Below are 18,347 nucleotides of genomic sequence, written 5' to 3'. Positions count from 1 at the left end.
GGGCCGTTTCGCACGCAACCGAGACCTCGCGCCGGGTCTGCTGGGCAGCGCCGTGCCTGCTGCACCTCATCGCGCTGGAGCCATCCGGTGCTTGGCGGCGACGGAGTGGAGCGGTCAGCGGCGGGTGCCCAGGGCAGGCACGACGGCCACCTGGGGATGTTGCCGTACAGGAGCCTGCTAGCCCAGGTCCAGTGCGTTGGGCAGGCCCCAGCGGTAGCGGGTTCGGTCGTGGCGTTTGAGGGCCTCGAACTCCGGCGCCCGGTACAGCGGAGTGATCGTGCAGCGCGGTGCGCCCGAACCCGTGCTGTCCAGCAGCGCGTTGACCGCCGCGCGTGCGGAGGCGTTGGCGCCTTCCATGGTCGCCAGGTCGATGTCGACGGAGACGTAGTCACCGGCGAGGTAGAAGTTCGGGATCTTCGTCGCCGCCGTGGGGCGGTTGTGGAAGGTGCCCACGGGGTGGATGAGCAGTTCGTCCTCGTTGACCGGGTGCGGGGTGCCGATGCCGTCGACGCCGGGGTCGAGGAACCACGAGTGCAGGGTGCTGTCCTTCAGCACCACCTTGCCCGTGTCGTTCAGCGCCGCCTTCAGCTGTGCCCAGACCTCCTTGGCGACCTCGGCCCGGGTGCACTGCTTGGCCGTCTTGCCGTACAGGATGCCGGGCTTGTCCCATTCGGAGATGTCGACGGAGAGACAGTCGGCGACGGCGCCGTCGCCGTAGTCGGCGGGGAAGTTCCGTTCCGGCCAGTGTCGGGCCTGCTGGATGGCCGTCAGGGCCCAGGGCGAGTCGACGCAGTTGAGGTGCCCGTCGAGGAGGGGTGCAGACTGGGTGAGGTAGAACTGGATGCCGGTCATCCAGTCCGTGGCCAGCTTGTCGCAGCGCGCGAGTTGGGGGTCGGCGGCACGCAGGGCCGGACCCCAGGTACGGCGGGCGTGCTCCACGGGCATCGCGCAGACGTAGTGGTCGGCGGTGACGGTCCGCGTCCGGCCGGCCGGGTCCGTGATCAGCGCTCCGGTGACTCTGCCTCCGTCGTACAGCACCTCCCGGACGGTCCTGCCGACCTCGAACACGACACCGAGTGAGGTCAGATGGGCAACCCACGGGTCGATCCACGCCTCGTTCGTGGGTGCGTTGAGGATGCGGTCGAGCGGGCCGTCCGCGCCTCGTCCCAGCCCGTTGAAGACGAACGCCTCCAGCAGACGGGCGACCGTGCGCGTGCTGGCCTCCTCCGCCTTGGTGGCGACGATGTTGCGGGTGACGCCGACCGCGAGGATGCGCCGGTAGTCCTGGCTCATTCGCCCGGCTCTGATGTAGTCCCACCAGGGTGTGTTCTCCCAGACCTCGTTGCGTCGCTCGTCGCAGCTGGTGAGGAAGACCAGGACGCGGTTGACGAAGTACGCCGTCTCGTGCGGCGGTATGCCGCGCGCGGTCTCCATGACGGCGGTCAGCGCGCGGCGGACGTCGTCGAGTGTGAGGTCGGGCGGCTGGTGGCCGGGCCAGGGAAGAGGAAGGCGTACGTCCTCCCGGCCGGTGCGGGCGAAGGACATCTCGGAAGGGGCGACGAGGTTGTCCCACACACCGTGGGCATTGCCCGGGAACGGGATGCGCCGCATCGTGTCGGGCAGGTTGTGGTAGATGCCCGGGATGAAGCGGAAGCCGTGCTCGGCGGGTAACTCCCGGCGACCGCCGCGCGCGCTGCCCGGCACCCCCATGCTGCGGGCCTTGCCGCCGAGCGCCCGGCGCTCGTAGACGGTGACGCGGAAGCCGCGCTCGGCGAGTTCGTGTGCGGCGGTCAAGCCGGCCACTCCGCCGCCGAGCACGGCGACCGACTCCGGAACGCGCGCCAGGGGGGCGTGTGCCGCCGCCTGTGCCGAGTGGGCGGTGCCCAGCGCGGCAGTGCCACCGACGGCAGCGGTCCCGGCCATGAACGTCCGTCGTGAGGAACCTGAGCCGACCATCCACTCCCCCTCTTACCGCAGGTAACCATCGCGTCCGCCGCAGGAGCATACGAACAACCCGTGCGACCCGGAAGGTACGTGCGGACCCATTCCGTCGTTGGCCGGAAACCGAGCCGACCAAGGGCGGACGGTTGGCCGACAAGCTTTGCCCGCCAAGGGCCTGTAATCCGGCTCGGATACTGCGCCGATAACGGCCGCGGCTAGGTTTGCGGCTCCCCTGTCACGTCAGTGAAAGGAACTCCGTGAACAAGCTTGCCTGCGCCTTGCTTTCCGCAGTTCTCCTGGGTGGCGTGTCCGTCGCCGCCGCACCCGCGGCCTCGGCGGCCACCGCGCCGGGCACCACCGTCTCGGCGGCGCCCGGCTGCGTCACCGAGACCCAGGAGGTGAGCGACGGCTACGGAACGATCACCGTGTGCGTGAACGAGGACGGCTCCGCCCGGGCCTACGGCGACGTCCACTGCACCGCGTTCGGCGCCACCCTGGTGATGTGGGAGATCGGCTGGCAGACCACCTCCGGCGTCAAGTACTCGACGGTGGCCATGGCCGGCTGGGGCCACGACGACATCGAGTTCGACGTCGACCCCTCGGCAGGCCCGGACGGGATCAAGGGGATCACCGGAGTGGACGGGATCTATTTGTCCACGATCTACATGTGACCCCGTTCCGAGGGTGGTGCCAGCTCACACCCAGGACGCGATTCGAGGGGGGACGTTACCGTCCTCGCCGAAGGGGACCTTGTGGGATCCCGGCGAAAGGTTCCCTTCCAGGTGTTTCGGTCATGGCGGGAAAGGCCCGACCGACGTGGTGGTCGTGACCGACTTTCCGATTCCCAGGAGAACGCTTCTGCCTTGAGCGTGGGAGGCCGCTGCTAGGGGGTGGGCTTTCGGCCTTCGTCAGGTGCCGATGCCGTGGGCCAGGAGGCTTTCTGCCGTGTCCGCGATGGTGTCGTCGATCGGGCGTGCTTTCCAGCCGAGGACGGTTTCCGCCTTGGCGCTGGTGGCGTCGAGGTCGCGGCCCAGTTGGTGCTTGAGCAGGCGTAGTTCGGGGTTCACGGTGGCCAGGGCGCGGGTGAGCCAGACGGGCAGTTCGCGGGTGGGGGCCTTCGCGGCACGTTCGCCCAGGCGGTCGCGCAGGATGCGGGCGATGTCGGCCACGCGCAGGCTGGGGCCGGCGACGGCGAGGAAGCGTTCGCCGGCGGCCGCGGGGTCCGTCATGGCGCGCAGATGGAGGTCGGCGACGTCGCGGACGTCGACGTAGCCCATGGCGAAGGGTGGGCTGGCGGGCATTTTCCCTTCGAGCATTCTGCGTATCAGGCGCAGGGAGGGCGGGTCGTCGGGGCCGAGGAGGGGGCCGAAGACGCCCGTGGGGTGCACGGCGGCCAGTTCCATGCCTGCCCCTTCCTCGGTGATGAACCGCCAGGCGGCGCGTTCGGCGAGGGTCTTGGAGCGTTGGTAGGGCGGGATGTCGGCGTCGGTGTTGGTCCAGTCCGCCTCCGTGAACGGGGTGATGCGGGGCGGGTGTCCGATGCCGATGGCGCCGAAGGAGCTGGTCAGGACGGTGCGGCGGACGCCGGCGTCGCGGGCTGCGCGCAGGACGCGCAGGACGCCCTCTCGGGCCGGGGCGATGAGTTCGTCGTCGGTTGCCGGGGTGTGGCGCAGGGTGGGTGAGGCGACGTGGAGGACGTGGTCGCAGCCGGCGACTGCGGCGTCCCAGCCGTCGGGGTGCTGGAGGTCGGCGCGGACGACGGTGAGACGGTCGTCGTCGAAGGTGGCGGCCTGGTGCAGCCAGGAGCGCAGGTCCGGTTCGCGTCGCAGGTCGCGGACGGTGGCGCGGACGGTGTGGCCGGCGTCGAGCAGGGCGAGGATGCACCAGCTTCCGATGAAGCCGGTTCCTCCGGTGACCAGGACCGGTGTCATGTGTGTCTCCTCAGCTTGCGGCATGGTTGGGGAGCGGAGTGGGTGGGGGCGTCGCGGGCAGGCGCCGGGCGGCGATGCTGCTGGCGAGGAGGGCGTGGCTGATCATGATCGGGTAGATGACGGCGCGTTCGAGCAGGCCGATGTTCCACATCCAGCCGGTCAGGGCGTCCGCCATGAAGAGGGGGAAGGCGATCAAGCCGGCGGTGCCCAGGGCGATGCTCGCGGTGGAGCGGCGGCGGCTGAGGCCGATGCGGGCGCCGTTGGCTCCGGCGGCGATGGCCATGAGGTTGCCGGCGACCATGACGGTCTGCGCACCGAGGGTGTGCAGGGCGATCAGGCCGTTGTCGACGTTGGCGTTGGAGCCCTGGAAGATGCCGACGAGGCTGACTCCGGCGCCTGCCAGGACGGCGAGGATCACGATGACGGTCGGGCGGAGGCCCTTGCGCAGGTCGAACACGAGGAAAGAGCCGACGGCCAGGAGGACGCCGTAGGCCACCCAGCCGGTGTTCATGACGGCGCCGAGGGGTGAGTTGGCGACTTGCCCGAACGCGGTCTGGGGCGGGCCGGTCAGGCCGAGGTGGCTGACCCAGTTGTGGAAGGGCGAGTACGGCGGGTCCTGCCATGCGGCAGCGGTGACGAACTCCGCCAGCCAGGACACCAGCGGACCGAGCAGGATGAGGAGGCCTCCGGCGCGGGCGGCCGGGCCGGAGCGGACGATCGAGCTCATGACAGGGCCATTCCGGGGACGCGCCGGCGGATGGCCTCCAGCTCCGCCTCGTCGGAGACGCCCTGCCAGTCGTGGCGCGGGGTGTAAGGGGCTTCCAGGGTGCGTACCTCGTCGTCGGTGAGGTCGATGTCGAGGGAGGCCACGGCCTCGTCGATCTGGCGGATGGAGCCGGCGCCGACCAGCGGCGCGGTCACGACCGGCTGCCGGCGCAGCCAGGCCAGCGCGATCTGGGCGCGGCTCACGCCGTGCGCGTCCGCCACCTGGCCGACCGCGTCGATGATCGCCTTGTTGGAGGCTTCCTGCGCGGGCGAGTAGAGCAGGTCGGCGTAGGCCGCGTCGGTTTCGGAGCGCTGGGTGGAGCGGGCGTCGCCCCAGGCCCGAGCCAGGCGGCCGCGGGCCAGAGGGGACCAGATGAGGGTGCCGACGCCTTCGTCCAGGCACAGCGGGATCATCTCCCGTTCCTCTTCGCGGGCGAGGAGGTTGTAGTGGTTCTGCATCGACACGAACCGCGCCCAGCCGTGCCGCTTCTGCAGGTGCAGCGCCTTGGCGAACTCCCAGGCGTGCATGGAGGAGGCGCCGAGGTAGCGGACCTTGCCGGCCTGCACCACGTCGCTGAGGGCCTGAAGGGTCTCCTCCCAGGGGGTGGAGTGGTCGTTGCGGTGGATCTGGTAGAGGTCGATGTAGTCCGTGCCGAGGCGGCGCAGGGAGTGGTCGACCTCGGTCATGATCGCCTTGCGTGACAGTCCGCGGCCGTTCGGGCCCGGCCGCATCGGGTGGCGCAGTTTCGTGGCGATGACCACGGCGTCGCGGTCGGCGTAGTCCTTCAACGCCCGGCCGAGAATCTCCTCGCTGGAGCCGTAGGAGTACAGGTTCGCCGTGTCGAAGAAGTTGATGCCCACCTCGAGGGCGTGCTTGATGAGCGGGCGGGCCTCCTCCTCGCCCTTCGACCACACGGGGTGTCCGCGGTCGGGTTCGCCGTAGGTCATGGCGCCGATGGCGATCGGTGACACGTCCAGGCCGGTGGTGCCGAGCTTGATGTAGCGCATGGTGCCCCTCTAAAGTAAGTGGAGAGCTCTCCGAATAACGTAGTGGAGAGCTCTCCACTTAGCAAGGGGAGATCTCGTGGTCCGATCCGACGCCCGTGAGAACAGGGCGCGCATCCTCGCTGCCGCCCGCGAGGCGCTGGGCGAGGACGGCGCCACGTCGATGAACCAGATCGCCCGGCGCGCCGGCGTCGGCCCGGGCACGCTGTACCGCAACTTCCCCACCCGCGAGGCGCTGGTCCTGGCCGTCTACCAGGACGAGGTCACCCGCATTACCGGCACCGTGCCCGACCTGCTCGGTGAGCTGCCGCCGCTGGAGGCGCTGCGCACCTGGACGCTCGATCTGGTCGAGGCCATGCGCAGGAAGCACGGCCTGGGCGAGGCCCTCAGCCCCAGCGCGCACCAGGCGATGAGCGAACAGAGCTACGGCCCGGTCATCACGGCCATCACCGAGCTCCTCGACGCCGGCAAGAAGGACGGAAGCATCCGCGCGGACGCCGAGCCCGGTGACTTTCTCCAGCTCACCGGCGCGCTGTGGCGTGCCGCCGCCGTCCCCGAGGACCGCGCTCCCCGCATGCTCGCGCTCATCCTCGACGGGCTGCGCGCACAGCCGCAGCGCTGAGGCCCGGTCGGAGATCGATGAGGACCGGCCGGAGATCAGTAGAAGACTGGCCCGAAACCGGGGTGGCGACCGGCCGGAGACCGGGTGACGACCGGCCGGAGGTTGGGTGGCCACCGCGTGCTGACGGTGGGCGGCGGTCGTGGCCGGCAGAGGTGCTCAGTGAGCCTGCGCGAGGAGTTCCCGCGACAGCGCCCACAGGCGCCCGGCGTTGTCCGGGTCGACGGCGTAGCGGGCGACGCCGTGCAGGGTGCCGGTGCGGCGGTCGACGACGTCGCTCTCGTTGCAGTCGACGAAGTAGCGGCCGCCCACGCCGTCGAGGAGCGGTGAGGCGGCGAGCAGGACGGAGGTCGCCGCTCCCTGCTCGACCGTCTTGATCAGATGGTCGGGCACGAGCCCGCTGCCGCGGCCGGAGGTGTGGCGCTGCAGGTTCGTGTGGATGGCTCCGGGCATGCACGCGTTGACGGTGATGCCGTCCGCGGCCCAGCGGCGGGTCGCTTCGACCGCGAAGAGGACGTTAGCGGTCTTGGACTGGCCGTAGGCGAGCCACGGATCGTAAGGGCGGAAGGCGAAGTTCACGTCGTCCCACACGATCGGGGAGCGCTGGTGACCGGAGGAGCTCACCGCGACGACACGCGCGTCGCCGGCGGCGGCCAGCGCCCGGTGCAGGCCGGTGGCGAGAGCGAAGTGCCCCAGGTGGTTGGTGGCGAACTGCCACTCCCAGCCCTGCACGGTGTACCGCTCGGGGCAGGCCATGACGCCCGCGTTGTTCACCAGGACGTGCAGTGGGCCGCGCCAGGCGGCGGTGAAGGCACTGACGGCGGCGGGTTCGGTCAGGTCCAGGTGCGCCACGTGCACCTCGTCACGTCCGGTGGAGGCGGCGATGTCCTTGGCCGCGCGTTCGCCGGAGGCGACGTCCCGCACGGCGAGAGTGACTTCCGCCCCTGCGGCCGCCAGGGCCCGGGCCGTCTCGGCGCCGAGCCCCGACGAGGCACCGGTGACCACCGCACGACGGCCGGTGAGATCGACGCCCTGCGTCACCTCGTCCGTCGTGCTGGAGAAACCGAAGGGGGTGGTGATGAGGCTCATGGGTGAACTCCTCGATGTGGATGTTCTGTGTGGTCGGAGCGGGCCATGCCTTCGACCGGCCGTGTCTGCAGGCCGGCGTGACGACCCGGCGCGACGACCCGGCTTTTTGAGTTGGCGTCCTGACTCGGCGTCTTCGGGGGTCAGGGGGTGAGCATCCGGTCCTGTTCCACCGGAGGTGTGCCGTCGTGCCAGGGCAGGACCTTTCCGAACCGGACCAGTTCGCCGTACAGGGCGGGATCCACGTGCTCGGCGAAGACGAGGTCGAGCACGGCCTCGGCGGCTCGGGCAGGGGTCTGGGCCCGGCTGTGGTCACCGAACCAGGGCCGCGAGGTGGCCGTGTCGACCATGCCCGGGCACACGGCCGCGATCAGGGTGCCGTCGGCCAGGTCGCGTGCACGGCGCTCGGCGGCGACGGCACGGACGGCGGCGACCTGAGCGACCTTGGACGGCACGTTCAGCCACAGGGGCCAGCCCGCCTCCTGCGCCGTCCTGCTGTGGATTGCGCTGCGCCAGGACTCCACGGCGTACTCGACCTGGTCGAGGCTCGCACCGTCGAAGAGGTGATGCAGCCGGGTGTCGAGATGGCCGAGCGTGCCCAGGCTGCTGGCCACGACCAGGAGCCGGCCGCCCGGGCGCAGAACGGGGCCGAAAGCCCGCAGCACCGCGTGCGTGGCGGTGTTGGAGACGTCGATGAATTCATCGGCCCGCTCGGCCTGCGACTCCTCGGGCGACAACCGGGCGACCGCGTTGGACAGCACGACGTCGACCCCGCCGTGGCGCGCTCGGAGCTCGCCAGCGAGACGGGCGATGGCATCGGTGTCGGTGACGTCCAGGACGTGGCCCTCGACGCGGGCGCGTGTGCCGGGCAACCGGCCGACCTCGTGGGCGGCCTCCCCCACCCGCCGGTGGCTGCGGCCGGTGAGCAGGACGAGATCGTCCGCGTTCATACGGGCCGCCAGCCCCTCGGCCAGGGCGCGGCCCAGCCCCTGGTTGGCGCCGGTGACGAGAGCGATACGAGAAGCGTTCATGCCTGCCACGCTAAGAACGCGGCGCGTCATGCGTCCAACGAAAGTTCGGCACATCTGGTATGCGTAAACGTCATGGACTTCGAGGATGTCTCCCTCACCGCGCTGCGCGTCTTCCGCGCCGTCGCCGAACACGGGACCTTCACCGCGGCCGCCGCCTCTCTGGGCTACACCCAGTCCGCCGTGTCCCGGCAGGTGGCCGCGATCGAACGGGCCGCGGGCACGCAACTGCTGCAGCGCCGGCGCGAAGGCGTCCGGCTGACCGCGGCCGGCCGCACCGTCCTGCGGCACGCGACGGTCGTGCTCGACGAGATCGAAGCGACCGCCAGGGAACTGTCCGGCCTGCCCCCAGCGGCCGGTACCGTCCGCCTGGGATGGATCCCCAGCGCGGGAGCCGTCCTTCTCCCCCGGGCCCTCACCGAACTCAGCCGCACCGACCCGGGTCTGCGCGTGGTCAGCCGTGAGGGCACCACCCCCGTCCTCGTACGCGCCCTGCGCGCCGGCAGCCTGGATGTGGTTCTGCTCGGCTCAGCGCCGCCCTTCCGCTCGCCGGACACCGAGACGCCCCCGCTCGTGGTGGAGACACTCACCGAGCGTTCCCTGCGCCTGGCGGTACCGGTCTCCCATCCGCTCGCCCGGGGCGACTTCGTCGATGTGGCCGATCTCCGCGGACAGCGCTGGATCGCGGGCCCCTCCTCCGGCGAGGACCGCCTGATGGGCGTATGGCCGGGCCTGGACGAACGCCCCGAGATCGCCCACACCGCACGCGACTGGCTTGCCAAACTCCACCTCGTCGCCGCGGGTTTGGGGCTGACCACCGTGTCGGCGGCGCTCGCCCCGGCCGCACCCGAGGGTGTCCGCATCCTGCCGGTGCGCGGCGGACCTCAGGAACAACGGCGCCTGCTCCTGGCCCGCCTCGATCGCCCGTCCACGCAGCCGGTCGCCCGGGTGGCGGCTGCCCTCCGCGCCGCCGCCCTCGATACCACCTGACGGCGACTGCCGGCCGCGGCCGGTGCCGGCGGTGCGGTGTGCGGGGGTGGGGGGTTGCCGGCGCACGGACGAGGGCCGTCGGCGGTCGGCGGCGGGCAGCCGTCCCGGCAACGGCCGGCGCCCGCCGCGGCCCCGGTCGGGGGCGGTACGGCGGGCGCCGGGTCGGCTGTGGCTACTCGACGATCTTGAGCAGCTTGTTCGCGGTGCCCTGCGACGGGTTGGAGATCTTGTCGGGAGTGGCGCCGTCGGTGAGGGCCTTGGCCACCTGGTCCGGCGTGGCGTCCTTGTGGCCCGCCAGGTAGACGGCCGCGGCACCTACGACGTGCGGGGTGGCCATGGACGTGCCCGAGATGGTCTTGGTGCCGTCATCGCTGTCGTTCCACGCGGAGGTGACGTCCGAGCCGGGGGCGTAGATGTCCACGACCGAACCGAAGTTGGAGAAGTCGGACTGCTGGTCGTCCTTGGTCGAGGAGGCGACGGTGATGGCCTCGGCGACACGGGCCGGGGAGCCCTGCCCGGCGTCGGCGGAGTCGTTGCCCGCGGCGACACCGAAGGTGACACCGGCCGCGATGGCCTTCTTCACGGCTTCGTCGATGGCCGGGTCGGCGCCACCGCCCAGGCTCATGTTGGCGACCGAGGGGCCCTGGTGGTTCTTGGCGACCCAGTCGATGCCGGCGATGACCTGCTCGGTCGTTCCGGAACCGTTGTCGTCGAGCACCCGGACGGCGACGATCTTCGCCTTCTTGGCCACTCCGTGGGCGGTGCCGGCGATCGTACCGGCGACGTGGGTGCCGTGGCCGTTGCCGTCATTGGCGTCGTTGTCGTTGTCCACCGCGTCGAAGCCCGAACTGGCCCGTCCCGCGAAGTCCTTGTGCGAGATCCGTACGCCGGTGTCGATGACGTACGCGGTCACCCCCTCGCCCGCGCCGTCGGGGTAGGTGTACTTGCTGTCGCCGGCCGTGTCCGCCTGGTCCAGGCGGTCCAGGCCCCAGGAGGGCGGGTTGTCCTGGGTGGCGTCGATACTGAACTTCTTGACCTGTACGACCTTGGCGACCGCCGGGTCCGCGGCCAGCCGCCTGGCCTCGGCCGATGACAGGCCACTGGCGGAGAAGCCGTTGACGGCGGTCGAGTACGTGCGCCGGAGCTTGCCGCCGTACTCCTTGGCGAGCGCGGACTTGTTCGCCTTTTCGTCCAGCGTGACGATGAAGCTGCCGGGAACGGCGTCCTTTGCGCCGAGTCCGTACACGGTGCCTTCTGCCGGGGTGGGTTCGGGTGCCGTGTGCGCGTGGGCCGTACCGATGGTCGTCAGGGTCGCGACGACAGCAGTAGCGGTGAGGAGCTGCATTCTGCGTGTGAATGCGCGAGATGCCATGTGAGGGTTCTCCTCGTCAGGTGGTGTGGGGGGTGTGGAGTTCGGACCGAACCTGCGTCGGGTCCGCCTCGAACCTGACTGATTGATGTGCGCAGATCAAGGACTTCAAGCGGATCGGTGCCGTAAGCGCAGGTCGACAGCACGTGAACCAGCCATCACGTCCGCACACTTGGCCCTCACATGGCCGACGCTCATGCGGACATCGTGTCGAGAATATGTGCCCATACAGGAGAGGCCGACGTGGCCGTGCGAAATGCGGGTAGGCGCCGCCGGTTTCACAGCAAGCGATTGCGGAACCGGCGGTCCGACCGGGCCTGAAATTGGTGCAGACCGCGTCGCGGCCCGGAAAGCAGGCCGGTTTGGAACCCCGGAAAATGCGTGGGCGATGAACCGGGATTCATCTGTTTTCTCCCGCAACAATTGAAGGGGAGGCGTGAAAGCGGGCAGGGTGCCATGCACCCTGCCCGCTCTCCTTGCCGACTGTGCGTCAGAAGGCTTTGCGCAGTTTCTCCTTCCAGCTCGCAGAAGCAGGGACCTCGGCCTCGCTCTCCGCCTGCTGGTGCATCAGTCGGGCGACGCTCACTCGTACGTGGGCTTCGCGGCCGCGCTGCCTGACGGACACCACCCACGAGCCGTCGGGAGTGAGATAGGCCTCCCTCGCGGGCTGATCGCCGGGTCTGGCATGCCGGGCGATCACGGCCGGCACGTGCCGCAGGGCGAGCCGCTCGGCTTCCGCGGCCGCCTCCTCCGCGGTCGAGCCGACGCCCCGGGTGGCCACCAACTTCCACCGGTGCAACTTGAGTTCCACGCCCTCGGCGTACTTGGTCTCCCGTGTGTCCTCTTCCACGAGGACGTACCAAGTGGTCATGGCAGGAGCTTAGGCCCCGCGCCGCTACAGGCCCATGTCCCGGCTGCGGACATCCTCCAGGGACTCCCGGCGGACCAGGAGGCGGGCCAGACCGCCGCGTACGGCGACCACGGGCGGGCGGCCGACCACGGTCGCCCGGGCCGGGCCCGCCGTGCTGCGGCGGCCGATGAGGCGCGGTGCGTAGCGGACTCCGTACAGGGCGGGGTGGTTGTCGCTCATGCCGCCGTCCACGGCCACGAACACGGTACGGCCCGTGTGTTTGACGGACAGGACACGGTAGAGGGCGACTCCGGCCGGTCCGACGATCGCCCGCCCGGGCTCGATCACGAGGCGCGGCACCGGGATGCCGGCCCGGCCGCACGCCTCGGCCGGCTCGGTGCGGACCCCGCTCGCCAGGGCCGTCAGGTCGAGGACCTGGTCACCGGGGCGGTAGGCGATGCCGTGTCCGCCGCCGAGGTCGAGTTCGGGCAGGACCAGGCCGTGCTGTTCGTGGAGGCGGCTCATCAGGCCGACCATGCGGCGGACGGCGACGAGGTACGGCCGCACGCTGGTGATCTGCGAGCCCACATGGCAGTGCAGGCCGGTGAGCCGGAGTTGCGGTTGGCCGAGGATGCGCGCGATGGCGTGCGCCGCGTGGCCGTCGGCGATGGACAGGCCGAACTTCTGGTCGTCGGTGCCGGTGCGCATCTTCTCGTGTCCGCCCGCGCTGACACCGGGCACGACGCGCACCATCACCCTCTGGTGCCCGTCCGGGCCGACCGCGGCGGCGAGCCGGGCGGTCTCGGCGGGGCTGTCGATGACGACCCGTCCGACGCCCAGGCGCAGTGCGGTGTCCAGGTCGCGCGGAGACTTGGCGTTGCCGTGCAGCACGATGCGCTCCGGCCGGAAACCGGTGGTGACGGCCACTTCCAGTTCCCCAGCGGAGCAGACGTCCAAGCCGAGACCCTCCTCGGCCGTCCAGTGGGCCATGGCCCGGCACGGGAACGCCTTGGCCGCGTAGAGGACCTCGGCGTCGGGGAAGGCCTGGCGGTAGGTGCGGCAGCGTTCGCGGACCTCGGCTTCGTCGAGGACGTGGACCGGTGTGCCGAAACGGTCGGCGATCTCGTTGAGCGGAACGCCTCCCACGGCGAGATCACCGCGCACCGGCTCGGTGGTGGACGCGGGCCACACCGGCACCCCGGCGGGTGTGGGCGTGGTGGCGGGTTCGTGGACCGTGGTCATGGTGTCGGCCCCTCTCAGGCGGTCAGCAGCGCGACGCTGGACGCCGATGCGGGAGTGGTGACCGGCGTGGGAGCCGGGGCGGCGAAGAGCGGGTCCACCGTGACGGTGGTGATGCCGAGCGGGGCGGTCAGCGCGCGCAGGGCCGGTTCGGCGAGTCGGATCCACCGCTGGTGGGGGCCGAGTGTGCCGGTCAGTGTGCGTTCGCAGGTGAAGCCGACGGCCGTACGGACGCCGAGGGGCGTGCGGAACAGCCGGGTCACGTATCCGGTGGGTCCCGGCCGGACCGGCACGTACAGCGCTCCGGCCGGGAACCGATCCGGAGGTTCGGACGTGTCACCGTCGATCAGTACTGCCATGGGGGCCTCCAGCGGTCGGAAGGTGTGTTGTCGAAGGCCCCGGACGCGGGGAGGCGGACCGGGGCTCACCAGCGACGTTATGCCCGGTGCTCCGTGTCGCTGGACGCCTCTGACGGAACACTGACGGAACTCCCGGCCGCCTTGACGGCATGCTGACGCGGCTGCCGTGGGCAGGTGCCGGCTTCCCGGCTTCCGCCCTCGCTGCTCGCTGCTCACTGCTCGGCGGCTGGGTGGCGGTGCCGCCGAATGCGCGTTGTATCTCGAACGCATCCATGCGGCCGGGTATGACGGAAGGGGTGCGAAGGCGCCGTCGGCGGGACGGTGTGGGTACGGAGCGAGGGACGTATGAGTGAGATCCCCGGGTCGGGAGGAGCTCCGGAGGTGGCGGGCTCGCCGCTGGCGGGGCGGGTCGCGGTCGTGACGGGTGCCGCCCGCGGTGTGGGTGCGGCTCTCGCGCGGCGCCTGTCGGACGCGGGGATGCTCGTCGCGCTGATAGGGCGCGAGGAGGCCACCCTCCGCCAGGCCGCCGCGGCTCTGCCGGGCCGCAGCCTCTGCGTCGAGACCGACGTCACCGACCGGGACGCGCTCGACCGTGCCGCCCGCGAGATCAGTGAGGCCCTGGGACGGGCGAGCGTGGTCGTGGCGAACGCCGGGATCGCCACCGGCGGGCCCTTCGTCCACACGCCGGCCGACCTGTGGCAGCGGGTCATCGACGTCAATCTCACCGGCTCCGCCAACACCGCCCGGGCCTTCCTGCCTCACCTCAGGGACACCCGCGGCTACTTCCTGCAGATCGCCTCCACCGCCGCCTTCGGCTCGTCCCCGATGATGAGTGCGTACTGCGCCTCCAAGGCCGGAGCGGAGTCGTTCGCTCTGGCCCTGCGCGGCGAGGTCGAACCGGACGGGGTCGGGGTCGGCATCGCCTACCTGCACTGGACCGGAACCGACATGATCACCGGCATCGACGACCACCCCGTCCTGAAGGCCCTGCGCCGCAATCAGCCCGCCTTCGCTCGCAAGGTCCACAGCACCGAGCAGGTGTCGGCATGGCTGGCCTCCGGCATCAGGCGCCGTGCCCGCCACATCTACGCGCCCCCGTGGCTGCGCTGGTGCCAGCCGCTGCGGCCCGCCTTCCCCGCCCTCGTCTCCCGCCTGGCCCGCCGGGAGCTGCGCCGGCAGCCACCGAGCCGGCTCGCGGCGGACACCGGCGTCCTGGGCGCGGGCGGCAGGGCCGACTACGACGCCCACCAGGCGGCGGCACGGCCGCACCCACCCGAGCAGCGTTCCTGACCAACCTGCGAGCCGGCATCCGCGAGACGTACGGGAAGGACCAGGCGTCTCCTCGTGGAGGATTCAGAGACGTGTGGCCGTGCGGATCAGTGCCGCGAGGGCCTGGGAGCGGCTGTGTGCGGGCCAGGCGATGTGGGTGACGACCTCAGGCGCGTCGGTCAGGGGGACGGCGGTGTGCTCGGCCCAGAGCCAGGCGCGGGCCGAGTCGGGGAAGATCGCCACGGTGCGTCCCAGGGCGATGAGTTGGGCCAGTTGCGTCTGGTCGTGGATCTCGGGGCCCGGGCCGGGGAGGGTGGTGCCGTCGCGGGTCCAGCGGGCCAGTGGGAGGTCCGGGATGTCGGTGACGTCGGCGAGGGTCAGTGTCCTGCGCGCGGCGAGGGGATGTCTGGCGGGCAGGATGGCGATCTGCCCTTCGGTCAGGAGCTCCTCGCTGTCGAACCCGGCGAGGGAGTTGAACGGTGCGTGCATGAGCGCCACGTCGGCGCGGCCGTCGCGCAGCATGTCACCCTGCTCGCAGGTTCCGCTCGGCAGCACCTCGACCTCGACCGCGTCCGGCTCGGCGGCGTAGGCGTCGAGGAGTTTGTGCAGCAGTTCGTGGGAGGCGGCGGCCTTCACCGCCAGCACCAGGCGGTTGCGGCGGCCGCCGGAACCGTCGGCGCCTGCGGAGCGGCGGGTGCGGCGCGCGGCGGCGGTCACCGCGTCGAGGGCTGCGCGCCCCTCGTGCAGCAGCATCTCCCCGGCCTCGGTCAGGGCGACGCCGCGGCGGTTGCGATCCAGCAGGCGGACGCCGAGCCGCCGCTCCAGCTGCTGGATGGCCCGGGACAGAGGCGGCTGGGCCATGCCGAGGCGCTCGGCGGCGCGGCCGAAGTGCAGCTCCTCCGCGACGGCCAGGAAGTACCGCAGCTCCCGGGTCTCCAGGGTTTCCAGGGTCTCCATCGGTTCAGCGTACGCGGTGATACCCGCCGGGTATGACAGGGCACCGCATCGGTATTGGTCGTATCCCTTCCGGGCGGGTGAACATCGACGGCATCGGGGGCAGCGCATCGCGGTCCCGTGGCCGGCACGGGCGCTTGCCGCGAGCCGAGCGCTTCGACGCGTCGAGCGGTGGGGACGCGCTGAGCGGTGGGACGCGCCGCGGTGGGCCACGTGACACGCAGCCCCGCAGGACATCCCGCTCAGCCAGGAGGAGACAAGCATGAACACAGTCACGACCCCACTGCCCGGCGGCGTCCGGCCTCTGGGCGACCTCACCGTCACCCGCTTCGGCTACGGAGCCATGCAGCTCGCCGGTCCCGGGGTCATGGGCCCGCCCGCCGACCGCGAAGGGGCACTCGATGTGCTGCGGGAGGCCGTCGAGCTCGGCATCACCCACATCGACACCGCCGGCGCCTACGGGCCACGCGTCACCAACCGGCTGATCCGTGAAGCGCTGCACCCCTACCCCGCGTCGCTGCGCATCGTGACGAAGGTCGGTGCGGTCCGCGACGCGCAGGGCGGTTGGCCCCCTGCCCGGGAGCCCGATGAACTGCGCCGCGCCGTCCACGAGAACCTGGAAGACCTCGGCGTCGACGTGCTCGACGTGGTCAACCTCCGGCTCGGTGACGCCCAGGGTCCCCGGCCCGGTTCCCTCGCCAAGCCCTTCGAGACGCTCGCCGAACTCCAGCGGCAGGGACTGATTCGCCACCTGGGGGTGAGCAACGCCACCGCGGAACAGGTCGCCGAGGCGCGGGACATCGCACCGATCGTGTGTGTGCAGAACCTGTACAACCTCGCCCACCGCCACGACGACGCACTGATCGACGACCTCGCCGCCGAGGACATCGCCTACGTGCCGTTCTTCCCGCTCGGGGGCTTCACCCCGCTGCAGTCCGCGGCACTGTCCGCTGTCGCCACCCGGCTCCGGTCGACGCCCATGTCGGTCGCCCTGGCCTGGCTGCTGCAGCGGTCGCCGAACATCCTGCTCATCCCCGGCACCTCGTCGGTGGCGCACCTGCGCGAGAACGTCGCCGGCGCGGGACTGTCGCTCTCCGCGGAGGACCTCGCCGAGCTGGACGCGATCGGCGGCTAGCGGGGGCCCGTACCCGGGGTGGGAGACCCGGCGGAGCGTGCGGCCGGCGCTTCGCTCGCGGCCCGAACGGACCTGAACCCACTGCTCCGTTCCACCTTCGCCACGTGCAGCGTGTAGCTGCGGTACCACTCGGCTCGCCCGCGCTCCTGCGCCGCGCGGTGCTCGGCGTCCGTCCGCCACTCCGTCAGAGCGTCCGCGTCGCGGAAGTAGCCGACGGTGATGCCCAGACCGCCGGGGGTCTGCGCGTGGTCCATGCCCAGATATCCGGGGAGGTCCTTCACCCGTTCTTCCATACGGGCGTCGGTCTCGCCGTAGTCGGTCTGGTTCGGGCTGCGCACGGTGGTGAAGACAGCGACGTAGTAAGGGGGTTCGAAGGCCTCGACCGGACGGACGGGCGCTGTGGAGTACCGGCGGGTGGCGTTGTCGGTGTGCGGCGGGACTTGCCGCCGCGCCTCCACCTCCATCTCGATCTTCATGCGCGGGTCGGCGAGACCGCACACGAGCATCGTGGCGGCCGGCCGGACGTCGCCGAAGCAGCGGCGCAGGACCGGCCAGCAGGGCTCGAAGTCCTCGCGCTCGGGCAACAGGTAGCGCACGCGCACCACGTCGGCGAAGGTGCAGCCCGCTTCGGCCAGTGCGGATCGCACATTGCGCAGACACTGCTCGGCCTGCTCCACCACGTCGTCGGAGATCGTCATGGTGGCGTAGTCGAAGCCGGTCGTCCCGGATACATGCACCCGGTCGCCGTCGACCACGGCGCGGGCATAGCCGATCTGCTCCTCGAAGGTCGAGCCGCTGAGGATGGCGCGTCGCTCTGTCATGCGCCGCACGCTAAGTGCCCGGCACTGATACGTCTAATACGGCCACCCGCATCACCTGATATCCCTGGGCGTATGGAGCGCCCCGAGATCCCGCTGCCGCAGCTGCACGCCTTCGTCGTGCTCGCGGAGGAACTGCACTTCGGCCACGCGGCGGCCCGCCTGGGCATCGCCCAGCCGCCGCTGAGTCAGCAGATCCGCCGCCTGGAGGACAGGGTCGGGCACGCGCTGTTCACCCGCGCCCCGGGGCGGGTCACCCTCACCCCGGCGGGCAACGAACTGCTGCCCGCCGCCCGGCGGGCCCTCACCGAGCTCGCGGACGGCCTGGCCGCGGCCCGGGCCGTAGGCAGTGGCAGGGCCGGCAGCCTGCGGATCGGCTTCGCCGCCTCCCTCGCCCTGACGGTCCTGCCCGGTCTGCTGCGTACGTTCCGTGACCGGACGCCGGACGTGCACCTGGACATCCGCGAGATGACCACCACTCCACAGATCGCCGCCCTGCGCGACGAGACGATCGACGTCGGTCTCCTGCGCGAACCTCCCGGCGAGGAGACCGGGTTGTGTTTCAGGACGGTGGTCAGCGAACCCTTCGTGGCCGTGCTGCCGTCCGCCCATCCGCTGGCCGGGCAACGCAGCGTACGGCTGGCGCAGCTGGCCGACTCGCCCTTCGTCCTGCTGCCCCGCGCGGTGGGTCCGGCGCTGCACGACCGGATCATCGGCCTGTGCACGACAGCGGGATTCACACCGCGGATCGTTCAGCACGCGGTGGAGTGGCAGACCGTGTGCGCCCTCGTGGAGACCGGTTTGGGCGTTTCCCTGGCCCCGGCGGGCATCCGGCGCATCCGTCTCAAGGGTGTCGCCTTCCGCCGGATCGAGCCCGGCACGGCTCGGACGCGGGTGGCCGTCGCATGGCGGGAGAACGACCTCAATCCCCTGGTCACCCGTCTGTTGGCGAGCGTCGGCCAGGAGCCTGCGGACGGGCCACGCTGACG

18 protein-coding genes and 1 pseudogene are annotated in these 18,347 nt (G+C 71.2%); 6 read left to right on the top strand and 13 right to left on the bottom strand.

All coding sequences use genetic code 11. From position 1 onward, the window contains the following. Positions 1-177: 177 nt before the first annotated feature. Positions 178-1,956 (bottom strand): FAD-dependent oxidoreductase, encoded by a 1,779-nt coding sequence (locus ACIGAQ_RS28810; protein ID WP_399787794.1) that lies wholly within the window; start codon positions 1,954-1,956, stop codon positions 178-180. 290 nt (positions 1,957-2,246) lie between these two features. Between ACIGAQ_RS28810 and ACIGAQ_RS28805 the strand changes: the two genes are divergently transcribed. After that, positions 2,247-2,612, top strand: a complete 366-nt coding sequence (locus ACIGAQ_RS28805) for a hypothetical protein (RefSeq protein WP_399787791.1) — start codon at positions 2,247-2,249, stop codon at positions 2,610-2,612. 237 nt (positions 2,613-2,849) lie between these two features. Here ACIGAQ_RS28805 and ACIGAQ_RS28800 read toward each other — a convergent pair whose 3' ends face one another. The 3 genes from ACIGAQ_RS28800 to ACIGAQ_RS28790 are packed head-to-tail and all read right to left on the bottom strand — an operon-like array spanning position 2,850 to position 5,645. Continuing rightward, positions 2,850-3,872, bottom strand: a complete 1,023-nt coding sequence (locus ACIGAQ_RS28800; protein ID WP_399787788.1) for an SDR family oxidoreductase — start codon at positions 3,870-3,872, stop codon at positions 2,850-2,852. A gap of 10 nt (positions 3,873-3,882) precedes the next feature. After that, positions 3,883-4,599 (bottom strand): DUF998 domain-containing protein, encoded by a 717-nt coding sequence (locus ACIGAQ_RS28795; RefSeq protein WP_362284631.1) that lies wholly within the window; start codon positions 4,597-4,599, stop codon positions 3,883-3,885. Beyond that, entirely contained in the window at positions 4,596-5,645 is a 1,050-nt protein-coding gene (locus ACIGAQ_RS28790) for an aldo/keto reductase (RefSeq protein WP_399787785.1), read from the bottom strand. The genes ACIGAQ_RS28795 and ACIGAQ_RS28790 overlap by 4 nt, the downstream gene beginning before the upstream one ends. Positions 5,646-5,721: 76 nt before the next feature. Between ACIGAQ_RS28790 and ACIGAQ_RS28785 the strand changes: the two genes are divergently transcribed. Beyond that, the gene (locus ACIGAQ_RS28785; protein ID WP_399787782.1) at positions 5,722-6,264 is read left to right on the top strand and encodes a TetR/AcrR family transcriptional regulator; all 543 of its coding nucleotides are present in this window, start codon (positions 5,722-5,724) and stop codon (positions 6,262-6,264) included. Positions 6,265-6,420: 156 nt separating this feature from the next. Here ACIGAQ_RS28785 and ACIGAQ_RS28780 read toward each other — a convergent pair whose 3' ends face one another. Both ACIGAQ_RS28780 and ACIGAQ_RS28775 read right to left on the bottom strand, forming a co-directional pair. Then, the gene (locus tag ACIGAQ_RS28780; RefSeq protein ID WP_399787779.1) at positions 6,421-7,350 is read right to left on the bottom strand and encodes an SDR family NAD(P)-dependent oxidoreductase; all 930 of its coding nucleotides are present in this window, start codon (positions 7,348-7,350) and stop codon (positions 6,421-6,423) included. Between the two features lie 140 nt (positions 7,351-7,490). Continuing rightward, a complete protein-coding gene (locus ACIGAQ_RS28775) occupies positions 7,491-8,378 on the bottom strand; it encodes an SDR family NAD(P)-dependent oxidoreductase (protein ID WP_399787776.1) in 888 nt (295 codons plus the stop codon). A gap of 72 nt (positions 8,379-8,450) precedes the next feature. On the opposite strand from ACIGAQ_RS28775, the gene ACIGAQ_RS28770 reads away from it, so the two are divergent. Beyond that, positions 8,451-9,365, top strand: a complete 915-nt coding sequence (locus tag ACIGAQ_RS28770; RefSeq protein ID WP_311678446.1) for a LysR family transcriptional regulator — start codon at positions 8,451-8,453, stop codon at positions 9,363-9,365. A 172-nt stretch (positions 9,366-9,537) separates the two neighbouring features. On the opposite strand, the gene ACIGAQ_RS28765 is transcribed toward ACIGAQ_RS28770, so the two are convergent. The 4 genes from ACIGAQ_RS28765 to ACIGAQ_RS28750 form a co-directional block, all read right to left on the bottom strand. Then, positions 9,538-10,737, bottom strand: coding sequence for a S8 family serine peptidase (locus tag ACIGAQ_RS28765; RefSeq protein WP_399787773.1), 1,200 nt, complete (start codon positions 10,735-10,737; stop codon positions 9,538-9,540). A 487-nt stretch (positions 10,738-11,224) separates the two neighbouring features. After that, on the bottom strand, positions 11,225-11,605 hold the full coding sequence (locus tag ACIGAQ_RS28760; protein WP_399787771.1) for a hypothetical protein: 381 nt from the start codon (positions 11,603-11,605) through the stop codon (positions 11,225-11,227). 24 nt (positions 11,606-11,629) lie between these two features. Continuing rightward, on the bottom strand, positions 11,630-12,826 hold the full coding sequence (lysA, locus tag ACIGAQ_RS28755; protein ID WP_399787768.1) for a diaminopimelate decarboxylase: 1,197 nt from the start codon (positions 12,824-12,826) through the stop codon (positions 11,630-11,632). 14 nt (positions 12,827-12,840) lie between these two features. After that, entirely contained in the window at positions 12,841-13,182 is a 342-nt protein-coding gene (locus ACIGAQ_RS28750; protein ID WP_362284647.1) for an SAV_915 family protein, read from the bottom strand. Positions 13,183-13,527: 345 nt separating this feature from the next. On the opposite strand from ACIGAQ_RS28750, the gene ACIGAQ_RS28745 reads away from it, so the two are divergent. Then, entirely contained in the window at positions 13,528-14,472 is a 945-nt protein-coding gene (locus ACIGAQ_RS28745) for an SDR family oxidoreductase (protein ID WP_362284650.1), read from the top strand. 63 nt (positions 14,473-14,535) lie between these two features. Here ACIGAQ_RS28745 and ACIGAQ_RS28740 read toward each other — a convergent pair whose 3' ends face one another. Further along, on the bottom strand, positions 14,536-15,408 hold the full coding sequence (locus ACIGAQ_RS28740; RefSeq protein ID WP_311678453.1) for a LysR family transcriptional regulator: 873 nt from the start codon (positions 15,406-15,408) through the stop codon (positions 14,536-14,538). A 259-nt stretch (positions 15,409-15,667) separates the two neighbouring features. On the opposite strand from ACIGAQ_RS28740, the gene ACIGAQ_RS28735 reads away from it, so the two are divergent. Further along, positions 15,668-16,540, top strand: a complete 873-nt coding sequence (locus ACIGAQ_RS28735; protein WP_399787763.1) for an aldo/keto reductase family oxidoreductase — start codon at positions 15,668-15,670, stop codon at positions 16,538-16,540. On the opposite strand, the gene ACIGAQ_RS28730 is transcribed toward ACIGAQ_RS28735, so the two are convergent. Then, the gene (locus ACIGAQ_RS28730; RefSeq protein ID WP_399788445.1) at positions 16,537-17,004 is read right to left on the bottom strand and encodes an antibiotic biosynthesis monooxygenase family protein; all 468 of its coding nucleotides are present in this window, start codon (positions 17,002-17,004) and stop codon (positions 16,537-16,539) included. The two genes, ACIGAQ_RS28735 and ACIGAQ_RS28730, sit on opposite strands and share 4 nt — an antisense overlap. Further along, positions 16,984-17,361 (bottom strand): annotated as a pseudogene (locus tag ACIGAQ_RS28725) (RidA family protein); the annotation flags it as partial. The gene ACIGAQ_RS28730 and the pseudogene ACIGAQ_RS28725, both read right to left, overlap by 21 nt. 72 nt (positions 17,362-17,433) lie before the next feature. Between ACIGAQ_RS28725 and ACIGAQ_RS28720 the strand changes: the two are divergent. Further along, a complete protein-coding gene (locus tag ACIGAQ_RS28720; RefSeq protein ID WP_399787760.1) occupies positions 17,434-18,345 on the top strand; it encodes a LysR family transcriptional regulator in 912 nt (303 codons plus the stop codon). Positions 18,346-18,347: the final 2 nt, after the last annotated feature.

The organism is Streptomyces sp. NPDC085932 (assembly GCF_044540525.1).
Taxonomy (GTDB): Bacteria; Actinomycetota; Actinomycetes; order Streptomycetales; family Streptomycetaceae; genus Streptomyces; species Streptomyces levis.
Note: the sequence above shows the minus strand (reverse complement) of the source record. Positions and strands in the feature narration are given on the sequence as shown.

What these genes read in the sequence shown, in the direction of transcription:
- ACIGAQ_RS28810 (WP_399787794.1), bottom strand. Translation starts at nt 1,956, where the DNA reads ATGGTCGGCTCAGGTTCCTCACGACGGACGTTCATGGCCGGGACCGCT.
- ACIGAQ_RS28800 (WP_399787788.1), bottom strand. Translation starts at nt 3,872, where the DNA reads ATGACACCGGTCCTGGTCACCGGAGGAACCGGCTTCATCGGAAGCTGG.
- ACIGAQ_RS28795 (WP_362284631.1), bottom strand. Translation starts at nt 4,599, where the DNA reads ATGAGCTCGATCGTCCGCTCCGGCCCGGCCGCCCGCGCCGGAGGCCTC.
- ACIGAQ_RS28790 (WP_399787785.1), bottom strand. Translation starts at nt 5,645, where the DNA reads ATGCGCTACATCAAGCTCGGCACCACCGGCCTGGACGTGTCACCGATC.
- ACIGAQ_RS28780 (WP_399787779.1), bottom strand. Translation starts at nt 7,350, where the DNA reads ATGAGCCTCATCACCACCCCCTTCGGTTTCTCCAGCACGACGGACGAG.
- ACIGAQ_RS28775 (WP_399787776.1), bottom strand. Translation starts at nt 8,378, where the DNA reads ATGAACGCTTCTCGTATCGCTCTCGTCACCGGCGCCAACCAGGGGCTG.
- ACIGAQ_RS28770 (WP_311678446.1), top strand. Translation starts at nt 8,451, where the DNA reads ATGGACTTCGAGGATGTCTCCCTCACCGCGCTGCGCGTCTTCCGCGCC.
- ACIGAQ_RS28765 (WP_399787773.1), bottom strand. Translation starts at nt 10,737, where the DNA reads ATGGCATCTCGCGCATTCACACGCAGAATGCAGCTCCTCACCGCTACT.
- ACIGAQ_RS28760 (WP_399787771.1), bottom strand. Translation starts at nt 11,605, where the DNA reads ATGACCACTTGGTACGTCCTCGTGGAAGAGGACACACGGGAGACCAAG.
- lysA (WP_399787768.1), bottom strand. Translation starts at nt 12,826, where the DNA reads ATGACCACGGTCCACGAACCCGCCACCACGCCCACACCCGCCGGGGTG.
- ACIGAQ_RS28750 (WP_362284647.1), bottom strand. Translation starts at nt 13,182, where the DNA reads ATGGCAGTACTGATCGACGGTGACACGTCCGAACCTCCGGATCGGTTC.
- ACIGAQ_RS28745 (WP_362284650.1), top strand. Translation starts at nt 13,528, where the DNA reads ATGAGTGAGATCCCCGGGTCGGGAGGAGCTCCGGAGGTGGCGGGCTCG.
- ACIGAQ_RS28740 (WP_311678453.1), bottom strand. Translation starts at nt 15,408, where the DNA reads ATGGAGACCCTGGAAACCCTGGAGACCCGGGAGCTGCGGTACTTCCTG.
- ACIGAQ_RS28735 (WP_399787763.1), top strand. Translation starts at nt 15,668, where the DNA reads ATGAACACAGTCACGACCCCACTGCCCGGCGGCGTCCGGCCTCTGGGC.
- ACIGAQ_RS28730 (WP_399788445.1), bottom strand. Translation starts at nt 17,004, where the DNA reads ATGGAGGTGGAGGCGCGGCGGCAAGTCCCGCCGCACACCGACAACGCC.
- ACIGAQ_RS28720 (WP_399787760.1), top strand. Translation starts at nt 17,434, where the DNA reads ATGGAGCGCCCCGAGATCCCGCTGCCGCAGCTGCACGCCTTCGTCGTG.